Source organism: uncultured Murdochiella sp. (genome assembly GCF_902488755.1).
GTDB lineage: Bacteria > Bacillota > Clostridia > Tissierellales > Peptoniphilaceae > Murdochiella.
This window is the reverse complement of record NZ_CABTXF010000006.1, coordinates 12587-29910: the sequence shown is the minus strand read 5'-3', so window position 1 is coordinate 29910 and position 17324 is coordinate 12587. Positions and strand designations below refer to the sequence as shown.

Genomic DNA, 17324 nt, shown 5'->3' with positions numbered 1-17324 from the left:
TTACTTGCCCTGTGGTGTCTTCACCGCCTATATTATACCGCGCATAATGCGGAAAAGAAGCGTTTCGGTCGAGTTGAAACGCAAAGCGACAAAGGGGAACTATCGGGATACACGTTGAGTGCCTCGTTGACTCTTCTCCTAAGATAAACGCTCTACCTGTTCAAATTGCGCCTCATTCTCGCGCAGGACTTCGGGATTGCCAATCGTTACTTTCGACGCCTCTTGCATGGCACGCGAAAGAAGCTCTCCCCAAGCACGAAGATCCGCAAGGCGCGTGTGCAGTGCTTCCTGCAAGAAACGATCTTCACGACGAGCATCATGACCGCGCAGATAATCAAGCAAATCATGCCGACCTTTTTGTTCTTCGGTAAGCGGTCGATCCATCTGTCCTACCGTACCGACTACAAAGCGATCCATATCTTCCGGCGACAATGCTAAATCCGAGACAGCCTTTCCCATCTCTTCAAACACGCGATAGGTCGCCGTCAATTGCGGATCGCGGAAAGAAGACATCACCACCTCTCCGGCGGTAGTAAACAGCGCAGACTGCCCGTATGCGCCGCCCTTTGCGCGAATTTCGTTATAGAGCAGCGAATTGTTCAAAATATTCATCAAGACAAATAGGCTTCCGTTTAGCTTGTCTGGCTGAATAAACGGCGCCGCAACAGCGTTATATTGTACATCCGAAGTCGCCGAATACGCCTCTGCCGCTTTTCCGGGAACAAACGGCCATTCCTTATCTTTTGTCTTCTTGACAGGAATAGCGGAAATGGCGCACTGCGCACGGTGGAGAAAATCTTCTCCCGCCTTCCCCTGTCCGGTCACATTGATGATTCTTCCCGAAGCGGAGAAGAGACGATGGGCAACCTCTTCCACCTTTCTTCTGTCTTCTTCGGAAAAGTGCTGATTCATTCGTTCCAAAAAGCGAAAATAGGTCAGTCCGGAAATGGATTGTCGATAAAATGCCGCTGCATTGCATTTCGCAAGCGCGCGTTCCGCTGCGAACGCATTGCCGACATAAACGATGCGTTGTGCAAGAGAGGTGTAGTTGATACGAATGAGTTCCTGCATTCGCGCCTTGTCCGTCCACAGCGTTCTAAGCAATTGTTCTTTGAGAAGCGAAAATGCTTGATCCGCGTTTTCCTCTCCCATCACTGCCATTTCCACAAGCAACGTGCGCGACAATTCCTCGCTGTCCTCTTTCATTAAAATGGTGGGCGTGACGGTAATGCCTCCAGTTAAACGGTGTTCCGCTTTATCATACTCGCGGTAGGAATAGTTTTCCGTATCCAGCTTGCCCAACAATTCCGCCGCCAACACCACATAAGGAAGCTCTTCCGGCAAAAAATGGGAAAGAGGAAACGCCACAAGAAGATAGTGTATTCCTGCCGTGGGCAAATCGTGAAACAGCAGCGTGTCTTCACCACTTTTCGTTATGCGTCGAGGTATTTTTTCCAACGTTTTCGGCAAGGCGTCCCGCGTAAGTACCGGAATGGTCGCCTTGGCCTCTTCGCTGTCCGGCTGATTCTGACGATCACGCAGGCGTTCGTTTTCCGCAATGAGGGCCTGTATCTCCTCCTCGGTCATCTTTTCCTTTTCTTCCGCCAGCTTCCTCGCCACTTCGGCATCTCTACGGGCATTTTTCCCCGGTTCCGGACGATGCACGGTCAACACGCGATGCGGATTCTTCACCAGTCTCTCTTGGATATATCGCTCAAGCGCCCCGTTTTGTAAAAGTTTACGCAATTCGCGAAGCTGCTCTTCGTAATGCAGGACAGGTGCCGGATTCAAGCCATAAATGCCTTCGTTAAGCAACGTAAATAAGAACGTAACCGCTTTGGTCGCCCGACCGTCCTTCTCGCGCAAATCAAATTCCATGCGATGCAGAACACCTTCCCAGAGAGAGGGATCAATCCCTTCCTCCGCCATCTGCGCAAGCGTCTCCAGCACTATCTGTTCAAAACGTTCTTTTTTGGACGGATCCACGTGTTTTGCCAGCAGTAGAAAACTGACATCGTGATAGCTCATCTCCGAAGCAAGCAGATCAGCAGGCTTTATCTCCGCAAATAGACGACGGCGAAGCAGAGAGGACTCCGCATCAATAAGTACGGCGCTGAGCATCTGATTGAGATAGCGCGCGCTGTCTGTTCGGGCTTCATCTACCAGCCAGCTGAGCGCAAGAAACGCTTTGTTCTCCGTCTCTTCCCCTTCTGCGACAGAAAATGTAAATTCCGCTTCTTTGGGCGCGGAAAATGGTGTCTGCTTCGCCGGTAGCGTATCCATGACACGCCGTGTATAGGCGGAAAAATAAGTGGAAAGCAAAGAAAAAACGTCTTCTTCGGGAATATCGCCATACAGAAATACTTTCGCATTGGACGGATGATAGTATTCCTGATGGTAGGCACGAAACGCCTCAAAGGACAGCGTAGGAATTACATAGGGATCACCGCCCGCATTTTTAGCATAAGGAGTATCCGGCAACAGGGTCTGTTGTATCTGCTGAACAATCTGTTGTTCGGGCGCAGACATATCGCCACGCATTTCGTTATATACGACCCCTTTATACGTAATGGCATCTTCCGGCGAGAATAGCTCTTTATGCCAGCCCTCTTGTTCAAAAATGAGCGGATCTTCTACCGCTTTCGGATAGAACACGGCATCAAGATACATTTCCGTTAAGTGCAGAAAGTCCGTATCATTGCGGCTCGCCACCGGATACACCGTGCGATCCGGAAAAGTCATGGCATTCAGAAACGTCTGTAAGCTAGATTTTAAGAGATCCCAAAAGGGTTCTTTCGTACAGAATTTTCGTGAACCGTTGAGTACGGCATGTTCCATAATGTGCATATTGCCCGTCGAGCCGATGGGGAGGGTCGGAAAGGCAATCGCAAACATCTTGTTTGCATCGTCATTTTTCAACCAAAATACCTCGGCGCCGGTTTTTTCGTGCGCATAGTGTTGATAGAGGGTTTGTTCTTCGACAATGGTCTCTTTGCGCAGCAAGCGAAAGTCGTTCATGCGGTCCTCCAATGCGGGTCAAATGGTTCTTGTTCTCGTTACCTTTCCATTATAACCGATGCCGATTCACGGCAATGCGCATGGAGCGGAAATGGGGTATCATGAAGGACAAGCGAAACAGAAAGGAAATCCCATGCTGAAACTCATATCTTGGAACGTTAATGGTCTGCGCGCACAAATGCGTAAAGGCTTTTTGGATAAAGTGGAAGAACTGCATCCCGATGTGCTCTGTATGCAGGAAATCAAATTGTCGGAAGGGCAACTGACAATAGACCTTCCCAACTACGAGCAATATTATAATTATGCGCAGCGCAAAGGGTACTCCGGAACAGCCATCTTCACGAAAAAAACGCCCCTCAGCGTGCATTACGGCATTGGTATAGCCGAACATGACGACGAGGGGCGGGTCATTACGATGGAATTTCCTTCGTTTTATTTGGTTACGGTATACACGCCCAATTCCAAGCGTGGGCTGGAACGGCTGGATTACCGCCAAGTCTGGGAAGATGCCTTCCTCGCCTATTTGCAAAAATTAGAAAAAACACTTCCCGTCGTGGTCTGTGGAGATATGAACGTGGCGCACCAGGATATTGACCTGGCAAACCCTTCGACAAACCACAAAAGCGCCGGCTTTACCGACGAAGAACGGGCGAAATTCAACCAGCTGCTGCATCACGGCTTCATCGACACCTTCCGCTATTTTTATCCTGATCAAGCCGAAGCCTATACTTGGTGGTCCAATTTTGCGCGGTCGCGCGAACGCAACATCGGCTGGCGCATCGACTACTTCCTTGTATCGCAGGTGCTTGAAAAGCAATTGGTTTCTGCCGCCATTCATGCGGATGTCATGGGCTCCGATCATTGCCCCGTGGAATTGGTTCTGGGTGTTGAATAATTGCAACCGATCGTTTTCTTCTGTACTACGTATCATCAAAAATGCGGACACGGACGAGTTTCTTCTCGCCGATGTCCGCATTTACCTTTTTTATCGATCTATCTTTTTCCAATACGCCTGCGCGCGCCAAAAGAAGAAAAGAATCACCAGCAGCAAGAAGACCAAAAGTATCACCGGAACGCCGGTTCGATACATCTGCCCTGCTATCGCTGTTCGCGCGTTCAACATGGTGCTGGACTCCAGCGTAAAGTGAAACGGCATGGGCACGCTTCGCTTTAGCAACTGAAAACGATCCACATCAATGTACCATGGCAAGAATGTTGTCAGATACGCACCGACTTCATCCACAACAAAAAGCGTGCCAAGGAAGGAAAGCGCACGCAGTGCGAATTTTCCATGGCGAAGAACCGATCGCGAAGCAAGCACCTGCGTCCATCCCAACGCCCAAAACACAAGGGCAAGCACCAGCGTCCAGCGCAAGACAAAAACGAGACAGCTTAATGCGCTCATATTCATCAGAAACAGGAAGGGCACATTTATCGGATGATGTGCTTCGGCTAACGACGCCATGCTTTCCACACCTATCGGAACGCCTACCGCTTCCAAAGGAAACAGAACGACCAGAAAACGCATAATTAGAAACGACAGTCCAAAAGAAACCATGAAATTCAGCCATTTGGCAACCATCAGTTTCCACGGGGCAAGTGGGGTCAGAAAAGTCAATAGCCCGGAAGGGTTGGAAAGTTCACGATTCACGTTGACAATAACGTAAACTACCGAGGCTACAACAAAGGATAATCCGATGAAAAGCGGTAATAGAAACGTCACGGTAAAAAGTGTTTCCGGATGCATAAGCATTTGACGCAACACAAGCCAATACGCCGTCCCCCCTAAAACCAGCGTGACGAAAAAGGGTATGCTGCGCATAAACTCAAAACGAAATCGCTTCCCCATTTCACACCTCCCAGTCCAGACGGTCTTCTGCCAGAATCACGGCAAAAACCCACTGTAATGCACTCAGTACAATCAATCCTGCCAACACCGGAACAGAAAGCGCCGTTTGCGCATTTTCTGTCAAAGAAACCGACCATAAGAACAAGTCGCCGCCGCCAAAGCTATAAGCTTCAGCAACCATTGCCGAAGAACGAACGGTACCGCTTGCCACATCCAACATAAGCGGCCAGCGAGAAATGACTTTCATTGCAACTTCAAAGCATAGCAGCCAAAGTCCGAGAATCAGCAAAAAGGTAAGAAGCCGTCCTGCCGAATGCGGAATGCGTCCGCCCAACGTATGCTTCTGTCCCAAACGATGAAAAAGCAGCTGAAGACACATCACCAACGTGATGGTAAAAAACAATTGCACAAGCGCCGCAGGAAGGAAAACCAAAAGATACAAAGGAAGATTTTCGGTCAGTCTGTGAACGATTTGTGTCGCATTGCCTATGCGTAACATCTCCGCCAGCATGGCGCAGAAAACCGCGCTCAAGGTATAAAGAAGCGCACTGAACAGTACGCTGAGTAACACGGCAAGCAGTGGCTGACGTTCCGGTTCCGGAAGCAAGTGACCGAAACGGTCGTCCCATGCGAAAGGCAAAGAACGAAAGAGTTCTAAGCAAAATGCGACAACAAGGACAAATTGCGCAGCAGCGACCAAAATGCCTTCCGTCCCATCGAGCAACTCCTGCGCCCGGCTTGGCTGCGTCAGCGGAAGAAGAACCGTTCCGATAAGAATAACGGCTATGGCGGCAAGAATCATCCCCCAACGGGCAGACCGAGTACGACGGCGTAAAAGAGAGTAATAATACTTCATTTTCTCCTCCTAACCGAAAATCGTGCGATAGACGTGATCCAAATCTGTGCCTTCTTCGTTGCGAATTTCTTCGGCAACGCCGTAACGGGCAATTTTCCCTTCCTGTAAGAAACATACTTCATCAAATATGCGCTCTAAATCGCGCACCTGATGCGTAGTAATCAGCATCGTCGCTTCATCGCCAAGTGCTTCCACCAAAAGGTCAAGAATCTCATCGCGAACCACCGGATCTACACCGCCAAGAGGTTCATCTAAAAGATAAAGACGCGCACGGCGGCTCATCACCAGTGCCACGGCAAGGCGGTCACGATACCCTTTAGACATTTTGCTTACCTTGGTACGCTCCGGCAAATGAAAGCGTGCTGCCAACTCCTCAAAGCGGTCTCGGTCAAAATCCATGAAGAACGTCTGAAAATAGCGCCGAGCACTTTCTACGGTCATCTCCTGCCCTAAAAAAAGCGTATCCGGAAGATAGGACACCATCGCTTTGGTCTCTGTTCCCGGTACAATGCCGTCAATTTCCACCCTTCCGGAGCTGGGGTGCGCAAGACCCGCCAAGATGCGCAATAGCGTCGTTTTTCCCGACCCGTTCGGACCCAACAAGCCGAGGACATGCCCGTTAAACAGGGCGAGATTGACATCCTCCAACACCGCCTTGCCGGCTATTTTTTTGGATAAATGAGAAACAAGCGCGACAGGGCGATCGCCGGTTTCCGGTTCATTGTCGGAAGTCTCCGCATCGCAAACTTCGGTGACGGGAGGAAAATCATCCTCTACCGCTTCCTCTGCATCGTCCAAATCCGTAACGGAATCCGGCACGGTAATGCGATCGGTTTTCTGTTCCTCAATATGCGCAGCTTCCTCCTCCGGTTCCGGTGGATCCGGCATAATCCATGGTCGCGTGCGAAACCCCTCTTCTCTTTCCCGTTCATCGTTTGACGATGCCGAGGCTTCTTGGGACAATTCTTCCTCGGAACGTGTTGCGGAAACATCGGCCGGTAAAGTGACCGACACTTCCTTCTGCATCTCGAAAGGAGCCGGTATCGGCGCAGTATCCTCTCTCAACGCATCTCCGGTGGACGGCACATTAGCAGTGTCCGTCGTCTGCACGCCCTCCAGCATTTCCGCTATAGTCTTCACGTGTTTCTTCTCACTCATGCGAATCCTCCTCTCGTGGACAACAAATACGCATCGGACAAGTTTGACAATGCGTTATATTCTCGGTTAACGTGGAAAACGCCCCTTGCTCAATAGCCGTGACCGTTTCCTGAATCCCCTGTAAAAATGCTTCGCGTTCCCGAACGGGGAAAGAAAATGTTTCCTGGGGATGCTCCGCCTCTTCCTTCGCCGTATAATAGAGCATCTGTCTTTCCGTTTCGCTCGTGTCCTCGTTCTGTGTTTCTTCCCTCCATGCCGAGGAAAGCAGACAGCGGTAAAAGCGCAGCTGGTCGCGGTACACTTCTTCTTGTTCCTGCGCCGGACGAGCGGTCTTAAAATCGACGATACACTTCCCTTGCTCTAACAGCAGGTCGATTTTCCCTTCCAGCAAATGATGGTCAAGGACAGTATGCACTTCCTGTTCGCTTCCTGTAATCTGCTTTGGCAAAAACGGTTCGGCGCGATGCAGTGCCAAAACCTGTTCCTTTGCGTGTTTCCCATCCTCTTCCGTTAAAGCGGATCCGGCACGAACCATGCCATCACGGACTAATTGTACCATGGACAACACCTCTTCATCCGTCGGCTTTTTTCCATACGCCAGCATAAACCGATAATAACGCGCTAAACATTCATGCACGAACGTCCCTCGGTCTGCTGCACGACTCGGTTTTGTCGGCAAACCCATTTTTCGCAGAAAATAATATTGTCTGGGGCAGCGACGATAGCACGCAATATCACTGGTAAAGGCATACCGATGACTCGGCGGAACCGGATCAGCAGGAAAAAACACGCACGATTGCACGGTTTTTGCGCTTAATGCCGGATCGTCTCTTCCATAACGCACGCCGGTTTCGATCAACAGCGCTTTTGCGCGTGTGCGCGCCGTATACATCAACCGTGCGTGATCCATCTGCTCCGCAATTCCTGCAGCAAGTGGTTCTCCCAGTGCCGGAGAGCGCGTGAGACGGGAAATCCCGTTTCGTGAAGAGAACACAGGACGCGGTGCGGATTCCACCAGAAATACGGTGGAATACTCCAGTCCTTTCGTCTGATGAATCGTGAATAGAGAAAGCGAACCGGGTGACTCCGTTTCCTGTTCTTCACGCAAAGCCGACTGCTTGGTTTGATTCAAAAGGGGAAGCAACTTGCCGAAAAGGATGGCGCTTTGCTCAACTACATTATCCTTCATCAGATGATGCTCCGCCTGCGGATCCACCGCCATCATTTCCAAAAGATCGGTAAAAGCGTTGCGCACCGCGCCAAAATGCGCTTCTGCGCTCGCTTCGCCGCGAAGGGAGCGTTGAACCATCTTTTTCAGCGGCGAAATGCCTAAAATACCGTAGCAAAGATCGATAAATTCAATCGTTTCTCCTTTTTCGATACGGTCGTGAAACGTGCGCGAAAAGTCTTTCTGCTCGGCGAAATCGCGCTTGGGAATGAACCGGGCATACTCCACAAAGGGATCCAGTATGGATCGAGGAAGAAGCTGCTTTTCCAGCGCTTGCCTCAAATAAGGGCGAAACGCTAACGTAAGCCCACCCACGAAACGACGAACCTCTCGATCTGCCATCAAGGTTCCTCCGCGCGGCATATTAAGCGGTATTCCCCGTCTTTGCAGCGTTTTGGCAAGGGTCATCATCGCTGCAGAACGCACAGAGAACGAGAGAATCGCCATATCTTCATAAGACTGTCCCTCTGCGTGCAAGGTAAGAAGGGAATCCGCCACTCGCTCTGCCCAAATGTACTCATCCGAGCAAAAGAGTTGCTGCACCGCGGCATCATGACGGTGCGTGCGATCCGCCGGATACAAGGTCTTCTCTTCGCGCAGCGGGACAGACGGCGCGGCAGAATTCATTTTTTGCACATCGCGACGAAACGCATTTTCTGCCGTATCCAAAATACGCCCATCGCTGCGATAGTTTTCGTTTAGACGAATGACGACCGCATCCTCGTAACGGTCAGCAAAGGAAAGCAGGTTATGCACACTCGCTCCCCGAAACCGATACAAACTCTGATCGTCGTCCCCCACCACGCACAAATTGCCGCTTTTTTTCTGCAATAACCGAAGAATCTCTTCCTGAATGGGATTGGTATCTTGATACTCATCCACCATAAGATAACGGCATTTTTTCTGCTCCGCAGCCAATACCTCCGAATCATGTTTAAGCAGCAAATACGCACTGAAGAGCATCTCACTGAAATCCAAAACATTATGCTGCATCAACAACCGACGATAGCAACGCAGCGCCTCTTTTGCAGCTGTTGTTGCTTCATCCTGCGGGCGAAAATCGACAAAGCCTTCACGCAGCTGGTCAAACAGACGGCACCAGGCATCGATTGCCCATGGGGTCTGTGCCGAAAGCGGAATGCCGAGCGTCTCGATATGCGCGATCGTGCTGAACGAGGACAAATGAGATGCCACCAGCGTTTTTTTCGCCATATCGTTAAGCATCTTCATGCCCGGTCCAAATCCCGCTCGATCCGCTGCTTTTTCCACGATAGCACCTGCAATATGATGAAAATTGCCAATGTGTACTTTGCCGGCATCCTGCGCATGACCCGAATCCGCCAAGGTGCGTGACAAACGAACAATCACTTCCTGCGTTGCTTTTCGCGTAAAGGTCGTTACCGTAATCTCAGCCGGGTCCACTTCTTTTTCCCGAAGAAGATACGCTGTGCGCTGAACGAGCGTTCTGGTCTTTCCGGTACCGGGACCGGCAAGAAGCAACACATGCCCTTCCGTCGTACGAATGGCTTTTTTCTGTTGTTCGTTGGCTCTATCCATGGTTTCCGCCTTTCTTCTCCTATTTTAGCAAAGGTCTGCGTGTTTTCGGCTCTTATCCACATCTTTTTATCCTTTTTGCGGTTTTTCCTTCTTTCAGAACTCGCTATAAACAGGTGCTGCGAAAGCGCCTTTCCGGTCGTGCGATGCGCCCCTTGTTCTCGTCAAGCGTTCTATGCTATGATGCCATGGAACTAAGGAGGACATCATGTTAGAGGACAATAACGATAGACAAATACCGAATGCCCCTGCGACGGATAACGAGAAAAATCCGTCCGAGCGTCATCCGCATATCGGACAGCCCAACCGACACCGCCCTGCTCCAGATTCGCGCGAGCGCCTGAGACGTCGCCGCAAACGCAAAGAACGTCGCTTAATCCTTTTGGCGATAGCGGTTCTGGTGCTGTGTGTCGCCGCTTTTTGGTTGCTATTATCGCTGAAGAAACAATTCACCTCACCGGAAGGTGCGTCCTCTGCCGCTCCATCGCTTTCCTCTTCTACAGAAGAAAACGCTTTGTCGTCCGTCTCTGCTCTGTCCGAAAGCCAAAGCAGTCTTTCCGCATCTTCGTCCTCTTCGTCCGAAGCGACGGGTATTTTATCCGGGACGGCGCAGCCCAATGCGAATACCACTACCGTCAAACAAAATGCCGGAGGAACCGGCAAAAATCATAATGCCGCTGCCGGCGTTTATGCGTATAAAACCGAAGACGTAAATGATGCCATGTATAACGGCAAAACCATCTTTGCGGAAAAGTTGGCTTTCCTTACATTTGATGACGGAGTAGATCCGCAATCTACGCCACTTCTATTGGATACGCTTAAAGAACTTGGCGTTCCGGCTACATTCTTCATGGTCGGACAGTCTTTCACCGCTGAAAATAAACCGCTATTGGAGCGCACGCTGGCGGAAGGTCATGCCTTCGCACTGCATTCTTTCGACCATGACTATGATAAGCTCTATCCCGGTGGAACCGGCAGTGCGACTGAAATTCTTGACCAGTATCATCGCGCAAAAGAAGCGCTGCAAGAGCTGCTCGGCAAGGAAGTCGATCCCAAGCCTTGGCGTTATCCGGGCGGACATATGTCCTGGAATGGATTGGATGACGCGGACGCCCAGTTGAAGAAAGAGGGCGTGCAGTGGATTGACTGGAACTGCCTGAATGGCGATGCAGAAGGCTCCACTTCGCCGGAATCGACGCAAGGGCAGGTGGATCGTGTTCTGCAAACCTGGGAAGCCTACGGAAAACCTTCGGTCATCACCATATTGATGCACGATACCGCTGCCAAAACCCTGACGCGCGAATCCGTCCCTGCCATCGTAAAAGCGTTGCAGGAACAAGGTTTCTCGTTTGGTATTCTGGAATAAGGTTCGACAGTAACATAAATAAAGAAGAATAAAACAAATCGAATAACGTAATAGTGTTTCTTGGCACCCACTCTAAAAATCAAGATGGTGTCGTTTCGGCACCTTTTTTATTGCCTTGAACACTCCCACAAAAAAGGAGGTTCATTATGAACAAATTGCCTTTTGAAAAAATGCCGTTTACCGCACGAGTAGCGGCACGTCAGGCGATTATTGCCGCGGTTTATGTCGTACTCACTTTATCGGGCTTCGGCGTCAGTTACGGTCCGGTACAGTTCCGCTATGCGGAGGTGATGACCTGGCTTGCTTTTTTTGATCCGAAGAACGTCATTGGTCTGACGCTCGGTTGCTTCGTGGCGAATATGTGGAGTCCCTTCGGTGCCATTGACATGGTGATCGGCACTCTTGGTACACTTCTCTCGACATATTTCATGGCAAAAGCTTCCTCTAAATGGATTGCTTCGCTTTTTCCCGCCGCTTTTTCCTTTCTCTATAGCGCAGAAGCCTGGTTCTTAGGCGAAATCACAGGCGACCTGTTTTTACTGGTGACCGCGCAGATTATGCTCTCCCAATTCATTATTACCGCACTCATCGGTTTGCCGCTTTGGACGGTTTTATGGCGCAACGGCGCAATTCGCCGCGCTTTATCCGATGCGCCTTCTGCGCGAAACGACGAACGTGGGCGCCGTAAAATAATCTCGTAAACCCGAAATCATGTTATGCTCGCCGATGCGCACATAACAACCGGTAAACGTTTCATCAAAGAGAAAGCAGCCCAAGACATGCCCAAATGGCTTGACCAGAAACGCATCGGCATCTTTTTTGGCTTCCGCTTTTCGGAATAAAAACGGGGTCGGGTCGTTTTCCACAAACTCCTGTGCGATATATTGAGCATACGGTAAGGCGTTCACTCGTTCTTCCCACTCCTTCTGCGCATAATCGCGACCAATCATGACCCCTTGTGAACCGTAGGAATTATAGGGCTTAAGAATATACGCATCCTTGTTTTGGAGAACTTCCTGCTTCTCCGCCGGCGTCGTGATTTCCCATGTCGCCGGAATGCGCTTTTCAATAAATTGACACTCCTGTGGGGTCAACAGCGCCTTGGTTTCCGGTTTATGCAGCATGGCAAATGTCGTTTTGACGTGCATCACCTGTGACCGAAAAGAACCAAAACAGAGAAACGCACCGGCCCGATACGCATCTTCAAACGCCTTAGCATCCTCCCTTACCGCAAGAAAATCAGAGGTCACGAGACGACGGTACACCAAGTCAATGGAAAGTGGCTCGCCGTTTTCATCCTTTGCCCATAATTTTCCTTCTGAAAAACGCAAATCGCGCACATCCGCAATTACGGCACGCACGCCGGCTGCCGCAAAGCGTTCACGATATACTTCAAACTCCATCAGAGTACCTTTGTCCAGCACATCTACAATGGCGACACTTTCCGCTTCTTTCCCGCGAATCGCCCGATAACGGGCAAGAAAAGCCGACACCAAAGAATCAAAAAGTGAAAAACGGGAAATAGCCCATTCGGTTTGCATATCGCGCATGATACGGCTTCGGGAAAGCAAATCGCCCAAAATGCGATCTTCGTTCATGGCAGAAGCGCCATCCGTGTTTAACTCACAAAAGCGATAGTCCTTTCCCCCGCGGAAGAAAATGTCATAACGACCGACCATCACGGGAATGTCATAGTGCGGATCGGTTACAATCAACTCTTCCACTGCTTTGTCGAAATGAAATCCCTCGCGATATGCCGGATTTTGAACATACTCCGTGGTTACTTTTCGTCCGATGGAAACCATCATTTGTATCATCTCTCGAAATGTCTCGACTTCCTGCGGTGTCAAAAACATGCCCTGATATGTCATGGGCACTTCCATACCGTGATATACGCAACGCTTTTCTACACTTCCATCGATAAGAGACTGCGCATCCTGCGCATATCGGGACGGATTTTCGAGTACGCGGCGAATGTACTCTTTTGTAAATTCAGGATAAAACATGACGCACCTCCCACTTTCTCAAGGTTTCCAGCCATCCTTCGTTTTCCACTACACGTTCCATTTGCAAACGCGGCGTATCAAGGTTGTCCCACATGGTTTCTAAAGGAGTAAGAAAGACCGCTTCTTGTTCGCTCAGTCCCTCGCGCGCCCAAGCGCAAAGGGTCATTCCCCAGTGGGCAAAATAATCGCCGTGATAATAGGCTTGAATACCATTCTCTCTGCCCGCATTTTTTCCGCGTTCTACCCAGTCCACCTGCATGGGTGTAAAACGGTCTTCCAGACGTCGCAGGGTATCGGCGTTGTAAAGCAAGCCTTTGAAAAGCGCCATCGCCCCCAGCGCATATGGCGCAGCCACGGAATCCATCATGCGAATCTCCATCACACGCTTTGCGCGCACATCGGGAAAAACGATGGACATGCCGTGACGTACAAGAGCATCCCGTTCTTCTTCGTCTTTTGCCTCGTCAAGAAGCTCGCGAAGCGGACGATCTCCGGTAAAATCGATTTTCCCCTCTTTCGGCAGAAAAATGGGCGGCACAGAGAGCACCCATTCGGCATATTGCTCTACTCCGAACTTCGGCGAAAAGACATCCGACGGATAGCCCGTCCGTGCCGGATCGGTGCGCCGCCAGATTTCCTGACGGCTATTAAACGCCATCAGACGCTTTCCCTCGTTCTCTATCGCCGAATCGAAAAGGGTGTATAAAATCGGTGAAAGAGCCACCAACACACGATACTTGCGAATAAAGTCCTCGTCGTCCTCGACATCAATGGATACTTGTAAAGCCGCACTTTTTCGCATCATCGTCTGTGCTAAATCACCGGTGTTTTGCAAATAGGCATCCATCATACGGTAACGGGATTTCGGCAAAAGAGGGATATCCTCCACGGTATAAAATGGATCTAATCCTATCGTGACCAGCATATAGCCCAATGGATCCAATACTTCGTAAATCGCATCCAAAAGCTCCTGATAACGACGCTGAAGGATGCAAATCGATTCCGACGGGGCAAGAGAAAACTCCAGTTGTGCACCCGGTTCCAGCGTGATACTGCTGCCAAGCTTTTCTAAGCCGAGAAGATGACCTTCTTCCCAAGTGGCAGTCCAATCCGGATGGCGACGGGAAAATGCCTGCAAAATGCTCTCGACACCGTTTTCGCCCGGATAAAAGATGCGTTTTCCGCTTTTTCGGTCAAAAACAAAATGCTCTATTTCCGGTCCCACCTGCCAGCGAATGCGATCGGTGTATCCACCGCGAATCACGTTGACGATGCGATCTCTTTTCTCATTTTCCGTCAAAAGTTTGTTCATCTTTCCGCCTTTCCCCATTTGTTCCGGTATTTTTCTATGTCGTGCAGGGTTACGCATTTTCGGTAGGGCTTTAACACCATTTCGCCCGCCTTTTTTATCCGTATCGATTACCGTGTAGTGTATAATCGTAAGAAGCACCGACGAAAGGAACAACCATGTCCCAAACGCTCACCATTCAGTATTTGTACAACAGTGGCTTCACCATTGATTATCAAGATACCTTCCTTGTGATTGATTATTGGAAGGGCGATCTTGTTTTGCCGAAGGATAAAAAGATCCTGTTTATAGTTACCCATGCACATGCCGATCACTACAATCCGGCGATTTTCTCTCTGCCGGGAAGTGAAAAAGCGCTGTATATCCTTTCAGAGGATGTGGAGCGGATGACGGAGCAGGGGAAAATTCTTCATCTCAGCGAAAATCCCGCGCAGACCCGTGTGCGAAAAATTGTCTATGATCCCTCGCGCACGCGCCGTATAGCCCCCCTTGAACAAGATTGTTTCGGTGGACTGTCCATTCGAACGTTCCCCTCCACCGATCAGGGAATGGCTATTCTTTTTACCTTACACGACGTCAATTTCTTTCATGCAGGAGATTTGAACGCCTGGAAATGGCCCGCTTCTCCGGAAGCGGAACAAAAGCGAGAAGTCCGCGATTATCTGCAGATTTTACGGCAGGTTAGCGTTCATCCGATTGATGTCGGTTTTGGCGTTGTCGATCCGCGACTGGAAGAGAATGCCATGCTGGGCGGCTCGTACTATTTGAAATATCTTCATCCGCAAATCTTTTTCCCCATGCATTTTCGCGAACATCCACAAATTACGGAAGCCTTCCGTGCGCGCTATAGTGGCGAAACCGGTACGGTGATTCAAGCCATCCACAAGCCGGGCGAACGATTTGTGATTCAGGCATAGTCGTTTACGCCCGTTACCTTCCCCTGACATCAACCGGACAGAACACTTTCCGGATAGAAGTTTCGTGCGAACCAGAAAGGACGTGTATGCTCAAATACCTATTCATGGACTTTGACGGCGTGATCACCGATACCGAAACAGAAGTATATCGCCTGATGCGCGACTGGTTTGTGGAGCGCACCGGACACATTTTAACCTTAGAAGAATACGCTATCGCTGCAGGCGCCTGGCATGTCGAGTTAGTCAACTATATAAAACAAAAATACGATAGTACACTGGATGAAGAGGCGTTTTTTGCCTTTTCTCGTTCTCTGGAAGAACGCGCTTTGGGGCATCTGCCCTTGCTGCCCGGTGTCGCGTGCTGGCTGAAGGATGCCGAAGCGCTTGGTATCTCCTGTGCGATTGTCTCCTCCAACCTGGCTCGCACGATTCATTCTCGCCTCGCATATCTATCTATCCGCGACCGCTTTCGTTTTGTACTGACTGCCGAGGACACCAAAGCACTGAAGCCGGCACCCGACCTGTACCTCAAGGCGTTGGAAAAAGCAGGCGTGTGTGCCAATGAAGCCTTAGTGATTGAAGATTCGATGAATGGCATCCGCGCCGCGTCGGCGGCAGGGCTGCGCGCCCTCGCTGTTCCCTGCAGCGTTACCAATCACTATGCCTTTCCGGAAGCCTGGGTCATCGCGCACTCCCTGAAAGAGGTTTCTCTTGTATCTATAGCAAGACGATTCGCAGAGGAAGAACAGTAATCACAACTTCGTTACCGAACAAAAAAGCAGCGATGGATCTCTCCGTCGCTGCTTTTTCCTTTTTTCGCTTCACACGAGAAAGACTACGCTTTCTAAAGGTCTTGCCTTTACTTCGACAAGCGCATCGTGTCTCGCGCAATCATCAGCTCTTCATTCGTCGGAACGACCCATACCGCTATGGCGGAATCGTCGGCAGAAATCTTCTTTTCTTTGGGCTTACGCTTTTCGTTTACCGCATCATTTAACTTTACGCCCATAATCTCTAAGCCTTTGCAGATGGCTTTGCGATCCTTCGCACCGTTCTCCCCGATTCCGCCGGTAAACGTAATGGCATCAACACGCCCTAAATCCGCCGCATACGCAGCAACCGTCTCGCGCACTCGCGCATGGAACATATCCAAGGCTAATTGCGCACGTTCATTTCCTTCGTCCGAAGCATTCTCTAAGTCGCGGAAATCGCTGGAAACGCCGGAAACACCTGCTACGCCGGATTCCTTATTCAAGATGGCATCCACTTCCTCTGCCGATTTTCCCAGACGGGTTTGCATAAAGGTCACAATGGCAGGATCGATGTCGCCGCAGCGTGTTCCCATCGGCACACCGGCAAGCGGCGTCTGCCCCATCGACGTAATGTAACTCTTGCCGTTTTTGACCGCAGTAACCGAGGAACCATTGCCCAAATGACAGGAAATGATATTGAGCTTGTCCACAGGAATGTTCAGCAATTCGGATGCCCGAAGCGTCACAAAATAGTGACTGGTTCCATGAAAACCGTAGCGACGAATCCCGTGATCGCTATAGAGGTCATACGGAAGAGCGTACATGTAATTTTCCTTCGGCATGGTCTGATGAAACGCCGTATCGAAAACGGCTACATTCGGTTTTCCGGGAAGCGCTTCTTGCGCTGCTTTGATCCCCTGCAAGTTTGCCGGATTATGAAGAGGGCTGAACGGAATGACTTGTTCAATCGCCGCAATCACGTCTTCATCCACCAACGTCGATTCCGTGAATTTTTCTCCGCCATGCACCACGCGGTGACCCACCGCGTCAATTTCCTCCATGGAGTGGATGACGCCCTGTTTGTCATCGGTCAGTGCGGCAAATACCAACTTAACGGCAGTATTGTGGTCAGGAATTGCCGTCTCGTTTACCCATTCCTCTTCGCCTACTTCCTGCACCAAGCGAGAGCCATCGATGCCGATGCGCTCAACAAGTCCCTTCGCCATCACTTCTTCATTGTCCATATTGAACAATTGATATTTCAGCGAGGAACTTCCGCAATTTATGACCAAAATCTTCATCGTTTTCACC

The 17324-nt window shown here is 50.2% G+C and carries 13 protein-coding genes; 5 read left to right on the top strand and 8 right to left on the bottom strand.

Annotated features, from left to right (window positions below; translation table 11 throughout):
• Positions 1-138: 138 nt before the first annotated feature.
• Positions 139-3018 carry an insulinase family protein gene (locus RDL68_RS01375; protein WP_308539876.1) on the bottom strand — a complete coding sequence of 960 codons (2880 nt, stop codon included), beginning with the start codon at positions 3016-3018 and terminating at the stop codon, positions 139-141.
• Positions 3019-3154: 136 nt separating this feature from the next.
• Here RDL68_RS01375 and RDL68_RS01370 point away from each other — a divergent pair, with 136 nt between their 5' ends.
• Complete coding sequence (locus RDL68_RS01370; protein WP_308539902.1) at positions 3155-3913, top strand: exodeoxyribonuclease III; 759 nt, start codon at positions 3155-3157, stop codon at positions 3911-3913.
• Between the two features lie 90 nt (positions 3914-4003).
• Here the strand turns inward: RDL68_RS01370 and RDL68_RS01365 are convergent, their stop codons facing one another.
• From RDL68_RS01365 to RDL68_RS01350, 4 genes are read right to left on the bottom strand one after another with little or no spacing between them, the layout of a single operon-like run.
• Positions 4004-4867 (bottom strand): hypothetical protein, encoded by an 864-nt coding sequence (locus tag RDL68_RS01365; protein WP_308539875.1) that lies wholly within the window; start codon positions 4865-4867, stop codon positions 4004-4006.
• Between the two features lies 1 nt (position 4868).
• Complete coding sequence (locus tag RDL68_RS01360) at positions 4869-5723, bottom strand: hypothetical protein (protein WP_308539874.1); 855 nt, start codon at positions 5721-5723, stop codon at positions 4869-4871.
• A gap of 9 nt (positions 5724-5732) precedes the next feature.
• Positions 5733-6881 (bottom strand): ABC transporter ATP-binding protein, encoded by a 1149-nt coding sequence (locus RDL68_RS01355; protein ID WP_308539873.1) that lies wholly within the window; start codon positions 6879-6881, stop codon positions 5733-5735.
• Positions 6874-9666 (bottom strand): ATP-dependent DNA helicase, encoded by a 2793-nt coding sequence (locus RDL68_RS01350; protein WP_308539872.1) that lies wholly within the window; start codon positions 9664-9666, stop codon positions 6874-6876. Before RDL68_RS01350 ends, RDL68_RS01355 begins: the two co-directional genes overlap by 8 nt.
• A 205-nt stretch (positions 9667-9871) precedes the next feature.
• Here RDL68_RS01350 and RDL68_RS01345 point away from each other — a divergent pair, with 205 nt between their 5' ends.
• Complete coding sequence (locus tag RDL68_RS01345) at positions 9872-11029, top strand: polysaccharide deacetylase family protein (protein WP_308539871.1); 1158 nt, start codon at positions 9872-9874, stop codon at positions 11027-11029.
• Positions 11030-11175: 146 nt separating this feature from the next.
• Positions 11176-11730 (top strand): QueT transporter family protein, encoded by a 555-nt coding sequence (locus RDL68_RS01340; protein ID WP_308539870.1) that lies wholly within the window; start codon positions 11176-11178, stop codon positions 11728-11730.
• Here RDL68_RS01340 and RDL68_RS01335 read toward each other — a convergent pair.
• Both RDL68_RS01335 and RDL68_RS01330 read right to left on the bottom strand, forming a co-directional pair.
• Positions 11671-13035 (bottom strand): circularly permuted type 2 ATP-grasp protein, encoded by a 1365-nt coding sequence (locus tag RDL68_RS01335; protein ID WP_308539869.1) that lies wholly within the window; start codon positions 13033-13035, stop codon positions 11671-11673. The two genes, RDL68_RS01340 and RDL68_RS01335, sit on opposite strands and share 60 nt — an antisense overlap.
• On the bottom strand, positions 13022-14347 hold the full coding sequence (locus RDL68_RS01330; RefSeq protein ID WP_308539868.1) for a glutamate-cysteine ligase family protein: 1326 nt from the start codon (positions 14345-14347) through the stop codon (positions 13022-13024). The genes RDL68_RS01335 and RDL68_RS01330 overlap by 14 nt, the downstream gene beginning before the upstream one ends.
• A 155-nt stretch (positions 14348-14502) precedes the next feature.
• Between RDL68_RS01330 and RDL68_RS01325 the strand changes: the two genes are divergently transcribed.
• Both RDL68_RS01325 and RDL68_RS01320 read left to right on the top strand, forming a co-directional pair.
• The gene (locus RDL68_RS01325) at positions 14503-15261 is read left to right on the top strand and encodes a hypothetical protein (protein ID WP_308539867.1); all 759 of its coding nucleotides are present in this window, start codon (positions 14503-14505) and stop codon (positions 15259-15261) included.
• Positions 15262-15347: 86 nt separating this feature from the next.
• Positions 15348-16013 carry an HAD-IA family hydrolase gene (locus RDL68_RS01320; RefSeq protein WP_308539866.1) on the top strand — a complete coding sequence of 222 codons (666 nt, stop codon included), beginning with the start codon at positions 15348-15350 and terminating at the stop codon, positions 16011-16013.
• 107 nt (positions 16014-16120) lie between these two features.
• Here RDL68_RS01320 and RDL68_RS01315 read toward each other — a convergent pair whose 3' ends face one another.
• The gene (locus RDL68_RS01315) at positions 16121-17314 is read right to left on the bottom strand and encodes an acetate kinase (protein WP_308539865.1); all 1194 of its coding nucleotides are present in this window, start codon (positions 17312-17314) and stop codon (positions 16121-16123) included.
• Between the last annotated feature and the right edge of the window lie 10 nt (positions 17315-17324).